The organism is Nostoc sp. XA010 (genome assembly GCF_020829625.1).
In the GTDB taxonomy this organism is placed as follows: domain Bacteria; phylum Cyanobacteriota; class Cyanobacteriia; order Cyanobacteriales; family Nostocaceae; genus Nostoc.
The window spans coordinates 95,536-113,876 of sequence record NZ_JAIVFX010000018.1 but is presented as its reverse complement, the minus strand read 5'-3'; the positions used below and the strand labels follow the sequence as shown (position 1 = coordinate 113,876).

Here is an 18,341-nt window from a genome sequence, read left to right as displayed (position 1 = left end):
ACTAATTAAATCTGACTGTAGAGAAAAACCGACCTCGAAGACTATTTGCAAGTTGTTATTGGTCGTCCGGTGATTATACCCGCTTTGTCGGAACAACTCAATCAGCAGCAAGCCGAATGTCTAGACCAGATTACCCAGTTCATACAACAGTATGACCAAAATCTGGAGCAAAGGCTACGGGAATCAGCGATCGCTGGCGGTGAACAACTGGCGGCGCAACTCCTTGAAGAATTGAGCGACTGGGAGCCAGGACGTAAGCCGGTGCAGTTCAAAAAAAAGATGGAAAAACACCTGATGAAAGTGCGGGTGTTACTGGCAAATGCATCCCCGGAAGCTGGCAGTAGTTTACAGCAGATGATGGAGCATTTGGATTCTATCGTTAACGAGCCAGCGATTGAAGCTAAGAATCTGGGCAGTGATGGGCGCAGTCAATTACAGCAAAAGATGGAAGAAATTCGGATCAAGTTGTTAGACGAACAGCGCAATCTCCAAGAGCTAGCGACTGGCGACGTAGGCTTATCGAAAGCTACCGTGATGTCGTTTAAGTTCCGGTAAAAAACAGTCTTGGGTGGGTGCATTCGCCCAAGACTAAGTACCTTAACGAAAAATGCAGTACATCTCAAAAAGAATACCGCACTTCTACTATAGGAACAAAATTCTCATGTCACATTTCTCAACAGTTAAAACTAAACTCACTAACCGTGAATGTCTTATTTTTGCACTCACGGATCTAAACCTATCACCGCAAGTTCACGAAACAGCACAGTCACTAAAAGGATACTACGGTGGCTCTCAAGGACAAAGTGCTGAAATTATCGTGTCTGGTCGCACAATTCAAGCCCGTGCAGACATCGGATTCAAGTGGAATCAGTCAAGCGGCGTGTACGACGTTATACACGACAGTTATGAAACAGTTCCGAAGCTGGGCAAAGACTTTTTCAGCAATAAACTAATGCTGGCTTACGGTAAACGTTTGGTAAGAGCTAAAGCCGCCGAGTTACAAGAAAGGTTTGGTGAATGTGCGATCGCTGAAGAAACTAACGGGAGTGTGCAAACCCTACGCCTAACTTTTGCCGGACATCAGGAAGTTCAACAGTACGTGAGGAGATAAATATGGAACGTTCAGTTTTGATTCATTTCGACAATGCTACAGGTGAAGTTCGAGTGGAAGCGGAGGGGTTCGAGGGGCTAAGTTGTCTATCAGCTACGCAACCATTTGAATCCGCATTGGGAGTTGTGAGCGAGAGCGATCGCGTCTACAAGGACGAAGCCCAAACCCAACAACTTCGGACTACGAACAGCAGTCAAACACGTTTACGTCAGTAAAAGATAGGGGGCGTTAAGTCCCCCCAAAACATCATGAACGAATTAGCTAAAGAATACCCATTTGTTCACATTTACGCACAACAGAAAACACGCCAGCCCGTGATCATCAAAGCGAATACTGAAGGATTGTGTGTGCTGTTGAATGCCATTGTTTCTGCCATTGCCCAACAAGAGCGCAATGGGATGGCTGAGGTTTTTGACGGCAATGCCGAAGTTTATGAAGTAGTCGTGAGACTTGTTAATACTCACGATGAATTAGCTCCACTACCATATCAAAAACAATGAAACTCTCAAATCTGCTCTCCACGCTCGATTCACAAATCCCCATTGCTGCGGTTGATGTCCTGTCTCCTGATGAAGCGACGATTATTCAGTGGCTGACTACTGAAGCTAAAGAAAAACTCAACAGTCCAGTTTTCTTTTGGAACCTGGGAGTATCCAGCCTGGAGCAATGCCTGATTGCACCGGATGGTGGACTGGTCTTTAAGCCAGTGCCAGAGTACAAAAGACCTGCTCATACAGATCCGTTGCTGTTCGTATTCGACTATATCAATAACTTTGATGGCGTTGGCGTGTTTATTCTGGGGGACATACACCCATTTCTTGGGAAGAACTCGCCACAGATGAGTTGGGAAATCTTGACCAGAGTGAAAAACCTTTACCATCGGCTCAAACCGACAGAAAAACGGATCGTGCTGCTGGGTCAAAACATCGAACTGCACGAAACTCTTGTCAGGTTGATCCCTTGGTGTGAAGTGCCACTGCCTAGTATTGACCAAATTCAAGACCACTTCGAGTCATATCTAGTTTTTCTTGAAGAATCTGCTACTGAGCAGGATGTCACATTTCGAGTGTCCCTGAGTTATGAAGAAAAAGAAACCTTTGCACGGGCAGCGCTGGGACTGACGTTAGAGGAAGTCAGCGATTTTTTGCGGCTAACTGTCAAAGAGCGTCTGAGCCGGAATGGTATTTTGATTGATGCCACAGTCACACCTCTGATAGTCGAGTACAAAACCCGTCTGTTGGCTCAGATGGGTATCGAATTGGGAAAACCTGCAACTATCCCCTTTGGCGGACTCGATTTGCTGCGCGAATGGTTGACTCGTCGGCAGCGACTGTTCACTCAAGAAGCGCGTAAGCTGCATCTGCCGCAACCCAAAGGTGTATTGTTAGCGGGGCCTCCCGGAGTTGGTAAAAGTTTACTTGCTAAAAACATCGCAACTATACTGAATTTACCACTCCTACAACTAGACATTGCCTCCCTTTTAGGATCACTCGTTGGCGAGTCCGAGGGCAATGTCCGCCGCGCACTTAAAACGGCTGAAGCTATTGCCCCATGCGTATTATGGGTTGATGAGATAGAAAAAGCACTTTCGGGGATTGGTGACACAAGTGGAGTTTCCCAGCGTATTCTGGGAAATCTGCTCACATTTATGAGTGAGTGTACGGCGGGGGTGTTCGTTGTGGCGACTTGCAACGACCCATCTGCTCTACCAAGTGAACTCAAGAGGAAAGGAAGATTTGACGAAAACTTTTTTGTTGATCTACCAACCGAACCAGAACGCTGTCAAATCCTCAAGATTCACCTGGAGCGATTTGCTATAGCAGTGGAAGAGGAGTATTTGGAAGCGATCGCAGCTAATACCGCGAAATTTTCAGGAGCAGAACTGGAAACCCTTGCTTCGGAAGCTGCTCTGCTGGCATTCGATGAGGGTAGACCGCAGCAGGTAACACTTGCTGACCTCGAAACCTGTCGTCAAACCATTACCCCACTTGCAATTCAGGATGCGGCGGCAGTTGAGCGAATGCAGGCTTGGGCATCTACCGCACGACGAGCTAGCAGTCCTGTAGTTGCAGCGAAAACTCAGTCTTTGCGTGCTGCTAAGTTTCGCAACATGAACTGAGAAACAATCCTGGGAAAAGGGGGAAGGAATGAAAAAAATCCTTTTTTCCTCTTACTCTTCTTGATAGCGATTGTCCCCTGATTCTATGGGGGCAATCACAATCACTAAAATGCAAGAATCCTTACAAAACAAGCAAAATATGAGCCGACTTAACATTCATGAATACTTAGCTAAACATAAGGCAGAATTTCCTGGCAGTAAAATACATCATGAATTGCCAATGCCTACAAATGCAATATCTGTAGTTTCTGATCCTGAAAACTGGCATTGCTACCCACAGGATGTAGTACGGATATATTTAACCAATTACGAGGAAAAACATTTAATCGGGATTGGTGATTTCAAGCATCCTACAATCTGTACAAAATTATTTGATTCTTTAGATGATGCTTGTAGTTTTATCGCTAATCGTCCTGACGAAATTTCCAAACAATGGCTTGAGCAGAGCGGATTTGACTTTCTAGATACCCCTGTGACAAAACCTTATCGCATTTAGTAAAAAATTAATTCGGTGATCACAAAAAGTCGGTGATTTCTACTTAGAGATTCGTAGCGATCACCTTCAGTATATCTATCTCAGTGGGGCAATGCCCAAAAGCTTGCGAGTTAATTGGGTTCAAAAATATGGAAATTTATCTAGTATATGTAGAGACTCTTCAGAACAGCAATAAATTCTGGTCTGCCAAAGTCGAAGATGGTAACTTAACAGTGCAGTGGGGCAGAGTCGGTTATCAAGCGCAAACGAAAATCCACACATTAGCCAATCGTCAAAGAGCCGTTGCTAAATTTCATAATCTGGTAGCCGAGAAGAAGATGAAAGGCTACAGTGAAAGTCAGCCAAAAATGGATGGTGAGCGCAGTATTTCAGATATTAGAAAAGCGATACAATTACTAAACGCTATACGTTCGGCTGTTGCAAACAGGAACTTTGGTGATAACTACATACTTGCCATTAACGAGTATTTGAAAATTGTCCCTACACCCTTGGGAATGCAGATAGATTATCACGGAATTTACCGTACTGTTGCAGATGTCGATTATCAAATGGAATTACTCAATTCTTTGTTAACGACACCTGCACCACAAGTTGCTGCGGTGGCTGTTGGTCATGCCCCTGAAGCGACAGCAGAACCCAAGGTTGTCAGTCTCAAGACTATCAGCAAGAACTTCTGGCGACATTTGTAAATCAGCTTGGCGGAAAATATTGTGACAAAATTCCAGAATTCAATAAGGAATAAAGCTATGGCAAAGATAATTGTTAGCTCTTGGGAGTCGGAGGGGTATGGGCACTCTACCCACAGGGTGCAGGAAATAGATTTTCAATACCAAAAAATAAGAGCAATATCTGACCAGCTAGGAATTGATATCCCAGACTTGGATATACATGTAGGATCACTTAGCACCCGAACACAGATTATCGCTGATGAATCTGTATTGGATTATGTAGATCCTATTTATTATTCTGAGGCAGATTGATAATATTCCCCAGTGCGATAGGCGCTGGGGGATATTTTTAACTGACTTTCAGCTTAATCGCGTGTTTGTCCTCTGGGTTTTTCTCTGAAACTTTTACTGTCTACTTATTTATAAGCCTTAAGAGATTTGTTAGTGTCGCTCCTGAGTAGTATTGAATATCGGGAGAATGAGTAACTTTATCTACAACGAAACCAATTTTCATTCCAGATGTATAGGTGGCTCCGGAACGGGTAGTTTGTTCAATGCGAATTTCATACTCAACAGGTTGCCCTGGTTGAAGCCAAGAATCAAAGCTCGCGCCCAAATTGATTTGATAAGCATCCGCCCAGTGAGGATAGGGTCGATGTGGAACAAGTGGGTAAGATATCTCGCTGACTTTAGAGTTGTTCTGGGACAAAATAATTGTCAATTTAACCGTTTTTAACTCGCCCAGAAGTTTACCTTCATCTAAAAGAGTAAAATTGCGGGGATCGGGGAAGCGATCAAATCCTTTAAATTTAAAACGTCCTAAACGTTTAGGGTGAATACCTCCACTAATCGCAATTTCGGTTTGGTTTTGCGAATTATTGAGAATATAATCCAATGTGCCTGGAATATAAAATTGCAATTTTCCCGATTCAGTAATTTCAGCTTTTAGCAGAGGATCTCCTAAATCTTGTGGGCGTTTAACAGTTTGCCAAGACACTTTAAAAGAACTTTGGACGGTTTCTAATAAACGGTAACTATCTCGGACATCCGTACCAGTACCAAGTAAACTCCGTAGCCCCGTTTTTTTCGACAAATTTTTCTTGATCAGGCCAATGCTTCGATCAATTAACAGGCTAACGTGATTGCTATAACTAATTTGTTCTTGAGGAATTTCTCTACCCTTGACTAACAATACTTGACCGTAACTACCAGGTTCCCCATCTCTACCGTTGCGTCCCGGTTGACCAATAAGGCCATTGTCACAAGTAAAATCTCTCTGCTGTGATAGACCAATATATTTCCAGCCATAGCGGTAGTTTGGATCTAAATTTAGAAGCTGCTGGGGTCGATTTTGTTGTTCGTCATAGAACGCATCACCCGTACAGCGAAATAATTCTCTTCTAATTTCTCTCCACTGGGCGTTAGCTACATTGATTTGTTGCGCCATCAATGCCCAAGTGCAATAGTTTACAGTCCAGCGCGGTTGAGTACAGTTACATCCACTACCTGCTTGTCCCCCCTTTCCTCCAACACCTGCCCTCCCGCCCCGATTACGTAACACCACATTCTTGAGTTGAGATAATGACTCAAAGTAAACAGTAGCCTTACCACCATGACCCCCATGACCCCCATGACCACCATTACCGCCATTGCCGCCTTCAGCACCGCATACATTCACTGTCACATTCTGAGGCTGTTGGCACCCAGAAGCTTGTTCACCAGAGGTAGCAGATTCTCCCGCTTCGCCATCTGTACCGGAGAGGTCAATCGTTTGTAGTTGTTCGCTAGCGCGAATTATTTGATCTGATGCAGAGTTCCCATCTCGTCCAGACCGACCATCTACCCCATGTCTACCAGCTTGGCCAAAAGTTTGTACTTCAGCAGCAACAACATTGACAGGTAGACTGTTAATGATTGTTGCCAGAAGGCATAGTTTGAGAATGTACTGAAGCGGCTGATTAATATTCATACAAGTCAAATAAATTAAATAAAACTTTTGATATAGCAATCCTAAATGAGTTACGAACTGGGGTTTAAGTTGGGTAAAACCAGTCATCATTGCTTTGTTGGGTACTTTATCTAAATGGTTTATTCAAGACAGTGGTTGCTGCAAACGAACCGCCGACATTTAAACTGCTATAAGAACCAAAAACAATATCATTGGGATTTACATAAAACAGATTAGTTGTGCCATTAGTACGAACTAAGCCATCAATATTAAAAATATTGTTACCAGTCATACAAGTAAAAATACTTATCGGCACGTCATCGTTTTTAAGAGTGTTTATTTTTTTCAGCAGTTCTGATTCCAGTTTACCTAATTGATGACACGCCCTAATGATGAATGGTGAGATGAGATACGTCATGTAATTAAAATGCCACTAACTTTGTCCCTATTCATAGTCATACGTGCCGCAAATTCATCTTTGCCATCCACAAAGCTTAGTTTCCACAGATAGGTTTGATAACCTTGTTGTATAAGATGACCGAAGTAAGTAATTTTATAACCCTCAGACATCCGTGGAGCTAGCTGGGAGCTAACTGCATCAAACATTTCTTTGGTAATGCCTGCTTTGTAGTCCGAATCACCCACAGTAAGAAAAAGTTCGTAATTTCCCACAGCAATCGCATCCAAAATAGTCTGCAAACAATTAATCACGTTTTCAGGGGGATTTGTTAAATTCACAATCGTGCTCCTATGTTGGGTGTGGCTAGGTGTACTAAGCTTTCACCCCAAAATTCAAATTTTTTGCATCAAGTCAAAATAATTATTACAAAACTTTGCATTCTTTGTTTTCAACGCATCACACTGTTTCAAACTACATAAGAAATTCTCTTGGCTGATGGTGGGCTAAATTTAACCGGGTAATAGCATTCAACGTAAAGCTTTAAGAAAATTTTCTGTTGATTACGGAATTGAGATGACATCCCTTGAAGTCATAATCGTCATCACACAAATTTTCTACCTCCTGACTGAACTTCTTCCTTTATCAAATGATTAAAACTACAAAGGAGATAAATTAATATGAGCGAGAATCATAACTCACAACCTACAAAAAATAGACCACAACCTCCTAAAACAATAGGAAAACCACCTAAGACCGAATTCATTAACTCCGAACAACAGCCAACAGCATCAGAATTATCAGATATTAATTGATCAAAAAGTTATGATACTAAACTTCAAAAAACTAGCCATTGAAGATATCTATCTTCAAGAAATTCAACTTACAGACACTGAAGCTCAATCTATTAATGGTGGTTCACCGACTTTACCACTGCCACCACCTAGTAGTAGATTTTCGTTATTTTCCCTTGACTGGGTAGCAATCCAGCCCCAACCTCTCCCTCCTGGAGTTTTTTGGGATCAACGCCAAAAAGTTAGATCATCGCGAAATGAGCTTTCTTAGGCAGAGGGGAGCAGGGGGAGTAAAGAGAAATTTTTAGTAGATTTTACTACCGCAACCCCCCTGAATACACTGTTTTATTTCTTTCTTCTGCCTCAAGACCTTATCCACCTCACCTAACGCTTTTCCATCACTCTCTCCGGAGGAAAAACAATAATCTTTGCTACATAAGACTTTCAGACAAAACTGATGATTCTAGCCATAATGTTAGAAAATAAAGCTCGAAACCCAGTTTCTGTCTCTTGTTTAAAAGTTGGATGAGATTTTTCTTTAACCAGAGTGATGGGAATACGGTTCGGATTAGTAGGATCTAGTGAGCTGGAGTTTAGACTAAATAGCCGTACAGACTATCAAGCATAAATTACTTGTATCTCGGCTCAACCCTAATAGGTGTACATTCGTCAACAGTCCCAGTATCTTCTTTCAACAAGTAGTAATGGAATAATATAGGTCTTCCTGCAAACAAATCTCATAACTTCTTCAAATTCTTTTTCTATATTTAGAGCATATTTTTTAGAGAAGTCAAATATGATTACTCCGCAGCTACCATCTGGCAGTCTTATCCAAGTTGAACGAACTACAAATGGTTTGAAGTTGAACTGGAAGAACCCAGATAATCCTTTTCTCCGTGTCTCAATTAGTGGTTTTTTACTCTTTTGGTTAGGGGGTTGGACCGTAGGCGGAATTTTGGCAATGCAAATGTTGTGGAAGTCTTATCAGGAGTCTATTCCTTTTTCATTGTTTTTGCTCTTTTGGTTAGGGGGTTGGGCTTTTGGCGAAATCTCCGTCATTGTTAGTCTATCCCAAATATTAAGAGGGCCAAGCCGTTCATTGTTATCCCTCGGCTATCGAGACATCCAATATATACCTGGAAGAGTTCCACTTAGCTTTTTTGATTTTAATTTGGTTCAAAGAAGCCAAATGAGTAATTGGAACTTGTGGTCGAACCAAAAGCCCTTCTCTGCTCAAAAGCAAGAAGTTCAGAATTTACAACTCACAACTGTGGTTCAGTATTTACGTCTTAGTTTTGATGTTGGAACACGGCGGATTGAAATCGGAACATATCTCAGTGAACCAGAAAAGGAGTGGTTATATCAAGTCATGAAAAAATGGTTGCATACTTAACGGGACTTAGACAAAAATTAAGCCCAAATGTAACCCAAACTAGCTTTGTAAGCAGCAAACACGTCACGATTTAAGTTCAACCAATCAATAAATCGACTCATACATGGCTGTTCTGAACGCATTTATTGCTTCAGTAAAAGTGTTTAAATTGCTTCCAGTCCCATCCAATGGCATTTGAACGACAATTATGAGTAACCCTCTTTCCCATCCCGAAGATCCAGACTTCCATTCATCTATTCAGGAGAATCTAAAACAGCTTTCTGCTCAGTTGGGATCTCCTTTGTCCGAATTATCAATCATGGAAATATACCAGAATGCGTGCGATCTACTGAGCCACGTTTCTCCATCACCTCTTAACTCTTGCCCGCGTTGCAGGAACATTACTCGTCTACCGAGTCCAGGACACGGAACTGGAAGAATCCCAGTGGTTCAGCACCCAAGTGAAACAATGTCTGGACGAAGAAGAAGTTGAGGAGTTGATTGAATCCATACATCGCACGGATGCTTTGTAATCGCTGAAAAAGCGGGAGTCTCGCGCACATCGGATACCGTCGCATCATCTCTTGCAATTCCACTGCCTCACCTTGGGGCGTGTACACAGTTTCCCCTGACATCGCAATTATAATCCTTTGCCGCCTTGCCCACTCAAACCCCTAACTTGGTCTGTTGTGCTTCTGGCTTACTCCCGGATTTCCAAGCCGTGATGGATGAGACAATACAACGAGAAGAAATAGCTCTCATCATTAGAACAAAGATGTTTAAAAGTTAGTATTTGAATAAAAAACTCTCAGGGGTTGTATGAAAACAAATGAACTAGAAGCAGATTCACTCAAGCGAGTCTTTGGATTACCAACTCTAGTGATTTACGGAGTGGGTGACATTTTGGGTGCGGGAATTTATGCGGTAATTGGAAAAATTGCCGGACTTTCCGGCACTTTGGTTTGGGCTTCGTTCTTGAGTGCTATGATTGTGGCGGCATTCACAGCTTTAAGTTACGCAGAACTTGGCAGCCGATTTCCACAAAGCGGTGGAGTAGCTTACTTTGTCCATAAGGCATTTCGCACCGACTGGCTCTCAATATTAGTCGGCTGGTTAATGTTTTGTACATGCTTGGTTTCGATGGCGACGCTCTCGAAAGCATTTGCTGGCTATTTCAACGCTTTTGTACCAGCGATTCCAGCTTGGCTAATTATCTTGGTGCTTTTTTCAGTACTGGCTTTTGTCAATTTTAGAGGTATGAAGGAGTCCTCGGCTCTCAATATTTTTTGCACATCTATTGAGGTTTGCGGCCTTTTGATTGTGATTTTGGTTTCAACCTTATTTTTGAGCGGTGGTGGTGCGGCTAATCCTGCTGCTGTCGCTAACGAGCCAGCCATAGGTTGGAGCGCGGTTGTTCAGGGAGCGGCACTGGCTTTCTATGCCTTTATTGGATTTGAAGATATTGTCAATGTTGCGGAGGAAGTTAAAAATCCCGAACGTAACGTGCCAAGGGCAATTTTACTGTCCTTGGCGATCGCTGGCGCAGTCTATATACTCGTCTCCTGGCTTGCTGTTGAGGTACTCAATCCCTCCGAGCTTGCTGCTTCAGGTGCTCCATTACTCGATGTAGTTCGTCGAGCGCAGCCCAATTTTCCCCAGGTCATTTTTACGATTATTGCTTTATTTGCCGTACTCAATACAGCACTGTTAAATTTTGTCACGGCATCACGGCTGTTGTATGGGATGTCGCGTGAAGGACTGCTAAGTGCTTGGTTAGGGAAATTACATCAACGCAGAGCCACGCCTTATCGAACGCTGCTGGTCATTTTACCAATTGCCATTTTTTTGGCGCTTTCTGGAACACTGCAAGTTTTAGCAGGAACCACCGCCACCTTGATTCTGGCAATGTTTTGTCTTGTCAACCTTTCGTTGCTACTCATCAAACGCCGAGAAGTTGAAACTAACGGGTTTCAGGTTCCCTATATAGTTCCGGCGATCGCCTTACTGCTCAATCTCGTTTTGTTTGCTTTTGCTTCTGGGGCAAGTCACATTTTAGCATTTGTGTTTGTAGGAATTGGAATGCTTCTAATTCTGATCCAAAAGGCTTTTAGAAGAGGGTGATGTTGGGTAGGGTCTGCTTTCCTTCGATGGTCAGACGATGTTTGTCAACATACAGATTTTGATAGGTGCTGTGCGCGATCAATGAAAACTAAAAGCATGGCGTGATGAGTAGCTAACTTCCAGCGAGAGTTTGTGGGCAGTAAGCAAATCCTTTAATGAACTGTTGCCGGAATGCTTCTATCTCCTCAATTTTTGGCTGACCATGAGAAACTACAGCAACCTGATAGCGACGCATGACTTCAACCGGGGACTTTCCACCAGCCAAACTCCAAAGTGCCAATTGTAACTGCTTTGGTGGTGAGTACAAGATTCCTAATTCACTTAAGATTGACCTGAAGTTACTATCTTCTTGCGGCGAGGGTTGATGCTTTAGCCTGACTCTCATCACCCAGCCGTCAATAGTATTAATTACAGTGACGTAACTGACTTTAAGTTGAGGTCTATCATGTAGGTATTCAATCAACTGTAGTATCAGGCTGGCATTCTCCAGATAGTAAAGATATTCCATCTTCTAAGAGTGAATTGGGCTGAGTTTAGTTTGAAGATAGAGAAACAATGTGAGGAACTTGTGAGCAAGAGATTAATCAGTTTTTTTGGCACAAGTGTGAGCGTGGTCATTCTCAAGGAGATAACTAGAAAAATCAGTGCCAGATTGGGCTATAGATTGGGAACCTCAAGAAAAGGGTGTTTATTTAGTGGCTTTGCTCCAAATAATTCTTAATGGAAACAAATAGAAATACAAGGTAACGGGCGTGAATCTATTTATGTACTCCTTAAAATTTGATTTACTTATCCTAAATAGCTGAGATAAATTTCTCTGTTTTTATTTTTAGAAACATAATATGAAAAACATAAGCCGCCTTATTAAAACTATCTCAATTTTTTTAATAATAATCTTAATTGCTTTTTGGATTGCTGAACCTGTTGATGCTCGTGGAGGTTGCTTTGCACAGGGGACTCCGGTTTTGACATCTCAGGGACATAAACCTATCGAAAAATTGAATAAAGCTGACAGTATTATTACTTATAACTTCACAACTCACCAACTTGAAATGGGAAAAATAGAAGAAATTAAAATCTTAACATCACATGAATATTTATTAATTAATAACAAAATTGAAGTAACAGAAACTCATCCTTTCTATATAAAGACTGACACAGGAGTTAAGTTAAAGCAAGCACAAAAACTTGAAATTGGCGACCAGTTTATTGGGGAAGGGGATTCCAGGGTTTTCATTTTCAATATTGATCATATTAAGGAAAATATCACAGTTTATAATCTTATATCTGTGAATCCCAATCATAATTTTTATGCTAATGGCATCTTAGTACATAACAAAGGTGGTGGTGGAGGCACTGGCAGCGCTGGAGGTGGCTATTATCGAGGAGGTAATGGAAATAGCTCATTCACTCCAATCAACTCAAAGACACTTCCTAAGTATATACTGATACTAGTGGTCTTATTTGCTGTATTGCTACCCGTTATTTTTTATCGTGAAATTATAAATTTCACCCATTTATTTAACAAAGAATTTACAAATGACTCTGGCTTAATCGAATTTGCAACAAACATTAATCCAAAATTTACTAATCGTTATTCTCTAAAATATTCCAAAAATAAGGAACAGTGGAACAAAACTACAATCCAACTTGAAATAAATGAACAAGAGTATCAACAAATAATTAGTAAAAATCAATTAATTGAAAAAACCACTTCTTTATTTATCCAGTACCAAATGGACTGGACTATGAAAGACTTCGAGCAGATGCTTGATTATATTTCTAACCCATTTTATTACTTGCAGTACTATGTATTTCAACGAGATTTTAATGCTTCCTTTGATATTGTTTATCAACCTGAACTTATTGAAGCTGCACCCATTAGTTACAAAAAGGAAGATAATCAGCACATTTTTCGGGTTCAAGTTAACGGTAAAATGACCAATTTCGTCATTTCTTCTGAAGGGTATGTGCTTAGTGGTGAGCCTTTTCCTCGTTTGTTTTCTGAGTATTGGGATATCAGTGTAAACTCATCAGGAAAATGGTACTTAGTAAATATAACTTCCTCGTAATAGTGACGGGCGCATTTGCTACTTCTCCCACTTCACCAACACCCCATCAACAATCGCAATCCCCCACTGCGGAAACTTCGCCAGTAGTTTTTTGATCACAATCTGCAAAGCCGGATTATTATTCCAACACTCTTGCAAAAAGTCAAACCCCGGATTCTGCCCCGAATTCCCCGCAACTATCAGTTTTTGCATACGCTCCGGTCACATATTTGACCGCGCAACAATCGCCTCATGCGACCATTTTTCAGTGACAGGCGTGGCGGAACTTTCACCCTCATGAGCCGCTTTCACTTCTCTACCCGAAACTGAATTTTCAACCAACAACGTAGCAGAATAACCCTGTTCTACTTGCCCCTAAGTTTGATTAGTGATCGCTACTCGTCCCCACATCAACACTTCCCACGCTAAATGCTAAATTTTATTTAGCCACCCAGCAGGAGTTTTCTTTTACTTATGTGGTTCTGGTCTGCCGATTCAGTAGAACAAGAATTATTTGATTTGTATGCCCCAGCCCTGCGAACGCTCGGCGTAAATTTTAATGACGAGCAACTCCAAGAGACTTTAGAAGCATCCAGCTATTGTTTAGAAGATGCTTTCAGGAGCGCAATCGTTTATATACTCTGGCTTGAAGAAAACCTAAAGCCGATCTACCCGACTGCCATACTAATCGAGGCACTGGCAAATCAATGGCGCACCAAATACTGGAAACCAGAGTATTTAGAACTTGAACAATTGCTCTCCCCTGGAAAGCGCTGGTGGAAGGCAGCAGTGGATAAGTGGGGTTACGACGAGCGTAATCAACTGGTTGCAGATATATTTTACGACCACGGGCAGGAATTTATTAAGTTCCGAAACGGTAAAGAAATTCTAGTTGATACTGCTTATAAGTGGGGATGGGAGAGAGTCACAGATTATGCGTCCCCGTTTTCAGTAAGTAATTCGTCGCTTGGCAGTATCAATGTAAGGGAATCTTGATCTAGCACTATAACTTATTCAAGAAAGCCAAAACTTTTTCCTGCCAAAAATTAATACGATTTGCTCTTGTTGCTGGCTTGCCCATGAGGTTAGACCATGTTTTATGATTTGCAGGGCTAGGATGAGGGAACTCAAAAGGATTTCCGCTTAACCCTATGCTGTTTACTGTTGTAGTTGCTACTTGTCCCCAAGTGATAACAGCAAGGGGTTCAAAAATTTCTAACTCTGCCTTCAAAATTTTAATGAAGCGCTTTTGGTCTTGTTCAATTAGAGGGATATTATGGTTTCCATTATTAGACTCGCTAACCCAAATTTTAAACACATCTGTCAAATAAACTCGATATCCCTCATTTAGTAAAACTCTGATCAGGTCAAAGTAAAGCCTCGTACTGCGATGTTTTTCACGGCAATAGTTTAGGTGTAAAGCGTATGGCGTTCCAATAGTAATTTCTTCTACTCTTTCTTTACTTTGCCGTCGAGGGTCTTGTCCAAGTATAACGACTGTTCTTTTTTCCAAAAAATTATCATTTTGTTCAAGTATACTGGGTATATCCACTCCGATTAGCCAAGCGTCATCATAGGATTTTTGAAAACTTTCAGTAGATGAATGAAAGATATCTCTAGAAAGAGTATGTTCAGGAAAGCCTTCCATCTCAAACTCTTTTCGCATTATTTCATATAGTAGAGATAAATGATTTTGTGAAATAGTAAAAACTTCAGATAACTGCTGGTACAAATCCTCAAACTCATTGCCTCTAAACTGTGAAAATAAATACTCAGACATATATATATTAATATTGTAGATAAACTATTCAGATAGATTACCCACTTTCACCAACAAATAATCAAAAAGTATAATTATTTAGTTTTTTGACTACAAATACCAGAGATAATTGAACTATGACATTTTATTAATAAGTCTTAAGTTAATTGCTTCCAGTCCCAATTTAATGGCATTTGAACGACAATTATGAGTAACCCTCTTTCCTATCCCGAAGATCCAGACTTCCATTCATCTATTCAGGAGAATCTAAAACAGCTTTCTGCTCAGTTGGGATCTCCTTTGTCCGAATTATCAGTCATGGAAATATACCAAAATGCGTGTGATCTACTGAGCCACGTTTCCCCATCACCTCTTACTCTTGCCCGCGTTGCAGGAACATTACTGGTCTACCAAGTCCAGGGCACAGAACTGGAAGAATCCCAGTGGTTCAGCACCCAAGTGAAACAATGTCTGGACGAAGAAGAAGTTGAGGAGTTAATTGAATCCATACATCGCACGGATGCTTTGTAATCGCTGAAAAAGCGGGAGTCTTCCGCACATCGGATACCGCCGCATCATCTCGGCTAACGCCACCGCCTCACCTTTTGGTGTATACACATCTGCCGCCGACATAGCAATCACAATTCTCTGTCGTCTTGCCCACTCAAACTAATCTTCCACAGCAAAATTGGCCTGTGCTGACTCAGGTTTCTTGCCCTCTTTACAAGCAGCAACAAACACCGCTCCTAGTGATTTAATGCCTTTCCAAGTTCGTAACGCCTCCTTTAAGCAAGTACACGATCGCTCCTGGCACATTCTCTCAACACCGCCTGACCATGCGCTGAATCTCTGCGTTTAACCGAAATTGCAGAGTACAGTAGATTTCTCTCAGTTGTTGCAGCACTTCCTGTACTTCCTGCTGGCTGGGCTGAACTGATTTTTCTATAGGCTTGGTAAATAATCGCTTCTGCAAGGATCAGGAGTTATCACTTGTTTGTGAACTCAAGAATATAAGATAGCTTGAATTTAAAAACAAGCGACATTCTCTAGGAATATCTACAGCTACACTGTGAATGTCTGGCCAATTAAAGTAGTCAAGCTGAAAGCACCAGCAGGATCATTGGCACTACCAATCCACTCGAAGTTATTGACGAACATATCTATTGTCCCATTACTAACAGTATAGTAGCCATTGTTATTTGTAATATTTGAGACGCTGTAGGTTCCATTGCCAAACAGCAGCCTATCTATGCCATTACCACCATCAAAGTTTCCACTTCCAAATCCTTTTACAGTGTCATTATTATCTCCAAGAATGATTATACCAACCCCACGAAAGCCACCAATGAGAGCATCAAGTATATCGTTGCCACCACCAGTATTAATAGTGCCAGAATTATTAATGCCTATACCATTAATAGCAGTATTAATACCAGTAATTTTGTCGTCACCTGTGCCAGTATTAATAGTGCCAGAATTATCAATGCCTATACCATTAATAGCAGCATTAATGCCAGTAATTTTGTCGTCACCTGTGCCAGTATTAATAGTGCCAGTAATTTCTATAAGCTCAGGGAAACGACCAGAAGGATCTGAACCAATAGGAATTGAGGTAGAGCCATTCAAGATACCATATCCGGCTCCTTCAGTGGCAGTGCTAATGCCAGTAATTGTATCATTCCCATCACCAGTATTAATAGTACCAAAGTTAGAAATGCCGGAGTGAATGAAGCCGCCGTCGCTACTGCCAAAGATAATGTCATTCCCAGCACTAGTATCAATCGAGCCTTCGTTGCAAATGCCTACGCCCTCACGATTAACGGCATTCCCAGTAATTGTATCGTTACCATCACCAGTAGTGATATTCCTCTGGTATAAGTTATAGATGCCGTAGCTATTGCCATTACCAGTAATTGTGTCGTTACCGTATCCAGTATCAATAGTACCAAAGTTAACAATGCCTATACCACTAGGGGCACTGCTACTACCACAAATTCTGTCATTCCCATCACCAGTATTGATGGTGCCACTGTTGGCGATGGCACTGTAGGCGACGATGCCGTAAAAGTTAAAGATGTCTAGATCGCTAATACCAGTATTAATGCCAACAATGCTGTCGTTACCGCAACCAGTATTAATGGTACCCACGTTCAAAATGCCAAAATTATTGCCAAGAGCAAAAATTTTATCATTACCACCCCAGGTATTAACGGTGATACCAGAGAGAACTTGAATTCCGTAAGCATTAGTAGTATTGACGGTAACTATATCTGCATACTTAGTCCATCTACCTAATAATGTTGAAGGGTTTATGTCTAGATACCAACCCTGACTATTTAATTTAACTGTTTTTGAATAAACCATAACTTGCTCCTCATATCTTCAAGATAAATTATGAATATACCACTGGTCAGAAAATTGAACCAAAACACGCCATGCTCTACAACGCTGGAAATGTTACCAGAATTGGCGTGTCATTTTTAACAGGAATGCTCGATTCAGTTTTTCCCTTCTTACAGGTCGCATATTTGACCTTGCTAAAATCGCATCATGCGACCATTTTTCAGGATTTGGAACGGGCACGGCGGAACTTTCACCTTCATGAACTGTTTTGACTCCTACACCCGAAACTTGGTTTTCTCCTGACAAGCAAGCAGATTGACCCTGTTCTACTTGCCCCGGTGTTTGATTAGCGATCGCTACTCATCCCCATATCAACACTTCCCACGCTAAATGCTAAATTTTATTTAGCCACCTAGCAGGAGTTTTCTTTTTCTTATGTGGTTCTGGTCTGGCGATTCAGTAGAACAAGAATTATTTGATTTGTATGCTCCAGCTCTGCGATCGCTCGGCGTAAATTTTAATGACGAGCAACTTCAAGACACTTTAGAAGCATCAAGCTATGGTTTAGAAGATGCTTTCAGGAGCGCAATTATTTATATACTCTGGCTCGAAGAAAACCTGAAGCCGATCTACCCGACTGCGATACTAATCGACGCACTGGCAAATCAATGGCGCACCAAGTACTGGAAACCGGAGTATTTAGAACTTGAACAGTTGCTCTCCCCCGGACAGCGCTGGTGGAGGGCAGCAGTGGATAAGTGGGGTTACGACGAGCGTAATCAACTGGTTGCAGATATATTTTACGACCACGGGCAGGAATTTATTAAGTTCCGCAATGGTAAAGAAATTCTGGTTGATACTGCCTATAAGTGGGGATGGGAGCGAGTCGCAGATTATGCCATCAACACAAGCGATACCCCACTGCGGGAACTTCGCCAGTAGTTTCTTGATCACAATTTGCAAAGCTGGATCATCCCAACACTCATACAAGAAATCAAACCCCAGATTCTGCCCGGAATTCGCCGCAATGTAAGAGTTTTTACATACGCTTTGGTCGCATATTTGACAAAAGCAACTATACTGCACGGTTTCGGAATTTGAATTAAGGAACGGGTACTCGCTTCTCTTCAAGAGGAGCAATCGCCATATTTTCAGTTAGCTA

24 protein-coding genes and 1 pseudogene are annotated in these 18,341 nt (G+C 41.6%); 17 read left to right on the top strand and 8 right to left on the bottom strand.

Annotated elements, in window-relative coordinates:
• Positions 1-30 precede the first annotated feature (30 nt).
• The 8 genes and pseudogenes from LC608_RS23565 to LC608_RS23530 form a co-directional block, all read left to right on the top strand.
• Positions 31-555 (top strand): annotated as a pseudogene (locus LC608_RS23565) (hypothetical protein); the annotation flags it as partial.
• A 106-nt stretch (positions 556-661) separates the two neighbouring features.
• Complete coding sequence (locus tag LC608_RS23560) at positions 662-1,111, top strand: DUF1257 domain-containing protein (protein WP_229555879.1); 450 nt, start codon at positions 662-664, stop codon at positions 1,109-1,111.
• Positions 1,112-1,113: 2 nt separating this feature from the next.
• Positions 1,114-1,326: a DUF2997 domain-containing protein gene (locus tag LC608_RS23555; protein ID WP_229555878.1), complete on the top strand. Its 213-nt coding sequence runs from the start codon at positions 1,114-1,116 to the stop codon at positions 1,324-1,326.
• 33 nt (positions 1,327-1,359) lie between these two features.
• The gene (locus LC608_RS23550; protein WP_229555877.1) at positions 1,360-1,611 is read left to right on the top strand and encodes a hypothetical protein; all 252 of its coding nucleotides are present in this window, start codon (positions 1,360-1,362) and stop codon (positions 1,609-1,611) included.
• Positions 1,608-3,230 (top strand): AAA family ATPase, encoded by a 1,623-nt coding sequence (locus LC608_RS23545; RefSeq protein WP_229555876.1) that lies wholly within the window; start codon positions 1,608-1,610, stop codon positions 3,228-3,230. The genes LC608_RS23550 and LC608_RS23545 overlap by 4 nt, the downstream gene beginning before the upstream one ends.
• 109 nt (positions 3,231-3,339) lie before the next feature.
• Entirely contained in the window at positions 3,340-3,726 is a 387-nt protein-coding gene (locus LC608_RS23540; RefSeq protein ID WP_229555875.1) for a hypothetical protein, read from the top strand.
• Positions 3,727-3,854: 128 nt separating this feature from the next.
• Positions 3,855-4,415, top strand: a complete 561-nt coding sequence (locus LC608_RS23535; protein WP_229555874.1) for a WGR domain-containing protein — start codon at positions 3,855-3,857, stop codon at positions 4,413-4,415.
• A gap of 57 nt (positions 4,416-4,472) precedes the next feature.
• Positions 4,473-4,706, top strand: a complete 234-nt coding sequence (locus LC608_RS23530) for a hypothetical protein (RefSeq protein WP_229555873.1) — start codon at positions 4,473-4,475, stop codon at positions 4,704-4,706.
• 100 nt (positions 4,707-4,806) lie between these two features.
• Here LC608_RS23530 and LC608_RS23525 read toward each other — a convergent pair whose 3' ends face one another.
• The 3 genes from LC608_RS23525 to LC608_RS23515 all read right to left on the bottom strand — a co-directional run bounded on the left by LC608_RS23525 (position 4,807) and on the right by LC608_RS23515 (position 7,080).
• On the bottom strand, positions 4,807-6,363 hold the full coding sequence (locus tag LC608_RS23525; RefSeq protein WP_229555872.1) for a hypothetical protein: 1,557 nt from the start codon (positions 6,361-6,363) through the stop codon (positions 4,807-4,809).
• A gap of 106 nt (positions 6,364-6,469) precedes the next feature.
• On the bottom strand, positions 6,470-6,760 hold the full coding sequence (locus LC608_RS23520; RefSeq protein WP_229555871.1) for a filamentous hemagglutinin N-terminal domain-containing protein: 291 nt from the start codon (positions 6,758-6,760) through the stop codon (positions 6,470-6,472).
• Positions 6,757-7,080 (bottom strand): hypothetical protein, encoded by a 324-nt coding sequence (locus LC608_RS23515; RefSeq protein ID WP_229555870.1) that lies wholly within the window; start codon positions 7,078-7,080, stop codon positions 6,757-6,759. The genes LC608_RS23520 and LC608_RS23515 overlap by 4 nt, the downstream gene beginning before the upstream one ends.
• Positions 7,081-7,419: 339 nt before the next feature.
• On the opposite strand from LC608_RS23515, the gene LC608_RS36945 reads away from it, so the two are divergent.
• The 3 genes from LC608_RS36945 (at position 7,420) to LC608_RS23505 (ending at position 8,926) form a co-directional block, all read left to right on the top strand.
• Positions 7,420-7,554 (top strand): hypothetical protein, encoded by a 135-nt coding sequence (locus tag LC608_RS36945; RefSeq protein ID WP_263984186.1) that lies wholly within the window; start codon positions 7,420-7,422, stop codon positions 7,552-7,554.
• 10 nt (positions 7,555-7,564) lie between these two features.
• Complete coding sequence (locus LC608_RS23510; protein ID WP_229555869.1) at positions 7,565-7,804, top strand: hypothetical protein; 240 nt, start codon at positions 7,565-7,567, stop codon at positions 7,802-7,804.
• Positions 7,805-8,329: 525 nt separating this feature from the next.
• Positions 8,330-8,926, top strand: coding sequence for a hypothetical protein (locus tag LC608_RS23505; protein ID WP_229555868.1), 597 nt, complete (start codon positions 8,330-8,332; stop codon positions 8,924-8,926).
• A gap of 380 nt (positions 8,927-9,306) precedes the next feature.
• Here LC608_RS23505 and LC608_RS23500 read toward each other — a convergent pair whose 3' ends face one another.
• The gene (locus tag LC608_RS23500; RefSeq protein ID WP_229555867.1) at positions 9,307-9,540 is read right to left on the bottom strand and encodes a hypothetical protein; all 234 of its coding nucleotides are present in this window, start codon (positions 9,538-9,540) and stop codon (positions 9,307-9,309) included.
• A gap of 184 nt (positions 9,541-9,724) precedes the next feature.
• Here LC608_RS23500 and LC608_RS23495 point away from each other — a divergent pair, with 184 nt between their 5' ends.
• Entirely contained in the window at positions 9,725-11,026 is a 1,302-nt protein-coding gene (locus tag LC608_RS23495) for an APC family permease (RefSeq protein ID WP_229555866.1), read from the top strand.
• Between the two features lie 112 nt (positions 11,027-11,138).
• On the opposite strand, the gene LC608_RS23490 is transcribed toward LC608_RS23495, so the two are convergent.
• Entirely contained in the window at positions 11,139-11,534 is a 396-nt protein-coding gene (locus LC608_RS23490; RefSeq protein ID WP_229555865.1) for a hypothetical protein, read from the bottom strand.
• Positions 11,535-11,868: 334 nt separating this feature from the next.
• On the opposite strand from LC608_RS23490, the gene LC608_RS23485 reads away from it, so the two are divergent.
• Entirely contained in the window at positions 11,869-13,098 is a 1,230-nt protein-coding gene (locus tag LC608_RS23485; RefSeq protein ID WP_229555864.1) for a Hint domain-containing protein, read from the top strand.
• A gap of 18 nt (positions 13,099-13,116) precedes the next feature.
• Here the strand turns inward: LC608_RS23485 and LC608_RS23480 are convergent, their stop codons facing one another.
• Positions 13,117-13,290: a hypothetical protein gene (locus LC608_RS23480; protein ID WP_229555863.1), complete on the bottom strand. Its 174-nt coding sequence runs from the start codon at positions 13,288-13,290 to the stop codon at positions 13,117-13,119.
• Between the two features lie 261 nt (positions 13,291-13,551).
• On the opposite strand from LC608_RS23480, the gene LC608_RS23475 reads away from it, so the two are divergent.
• Complete coding sequence (locus LC608_RS23475; RefSeq protein WP_229555862.1) at positions 13,552-14,073, top strand: hypothetical protein; 522 nt, start codon at positions 13,552-13,554, stop codon at positions 14,071-14,073.
• Positions 14,074-14,080: 7 nt separating this feature from the next.
• Here the strand turns inward: LC608_RS23475 and LC608_RS23470 are convergent, their stop codons facing one another.
• On the bottom strand, positions 14,081-14,857 hold the full coding sequence (locus LC608_RS23470; RefSeq protein WP_229555861.1) for a uracil-DNA glycosylase family protein: 777 nt from the start codon (positions 14,855-14,857) through the stop codon (positions 14,081-14,083).
• Between the two features lie 186 nt (positions 14,858-15,043).
• Here LC608_RS23470 and LC608_RS23465 point away from each other — a divergent pair, with 186 nt between their 5' ends.
• Together LC608_RS23465 and LC608_RS23460 are read left to right on the top strand one after the other, a co-directional pair.
• The gene (locus LC608_RS23465; RefSeq protein ID WP_229555860.1) at positions 15,044-15,367 is read left to right on the top strand and encodes a hypothetical protein; all 324 of its coding nucleotides are present in this window, start codon (positions 15,044-15,046) and stop codon (positions 15,365-15,367) included.
• A 181-nt stretch (positions 15,368-15,548) separates the two neighbouring features.
• Positions 15,549-15,695 carry a hypothetical protein gene (locus tag LC608_RS23460; protein WP_229555859.1) on the top strand — a complete coding sequence of 49 codons (147 nt, stop codon included), beginning with the start codon at positions 15,549-15,551 and terminating at the stop codon, positions 15,693-15,695.
• A 203-nt stretch (positions 15,696-15,898) separates the two neighbouring features.
• Here the strand turns inward: LC608_RS23460 and LC608_RS23455 are convergent, their stop codons facing one another.
• Positions 15,899-17,200 carry a hypothetical protein gene (locus tag LC608_RS23455; RefSeq protein ID WP_229555858.1) on the bottom strand — a complete coding sequence of 434 codons (1,302 nt, stop codon included), beginning with the start codon at positions 17,198-17,200 and terminating at the stop codon, positions 15,899-15,901.
• A gap of 414 nt (positions 17,201-17,614) precedes the next feature.
• Here LC608_RS23455 and LC608_RS23450 point away from each other — a divergent pair, with 414 nt between their 5' ends.
• On the top strand, positions 17,615-18,121 hold the full coding sequence (locus LC608_RS23450) for a hypothetical protein (protein ID WP_229555857.1): 507 nt from the start codon (positions 17,615-17,617) through the stop codon (positions 18,119-18,121).
• Positions 18,122-18,341 lie beyond the last annotated feature (220 nt).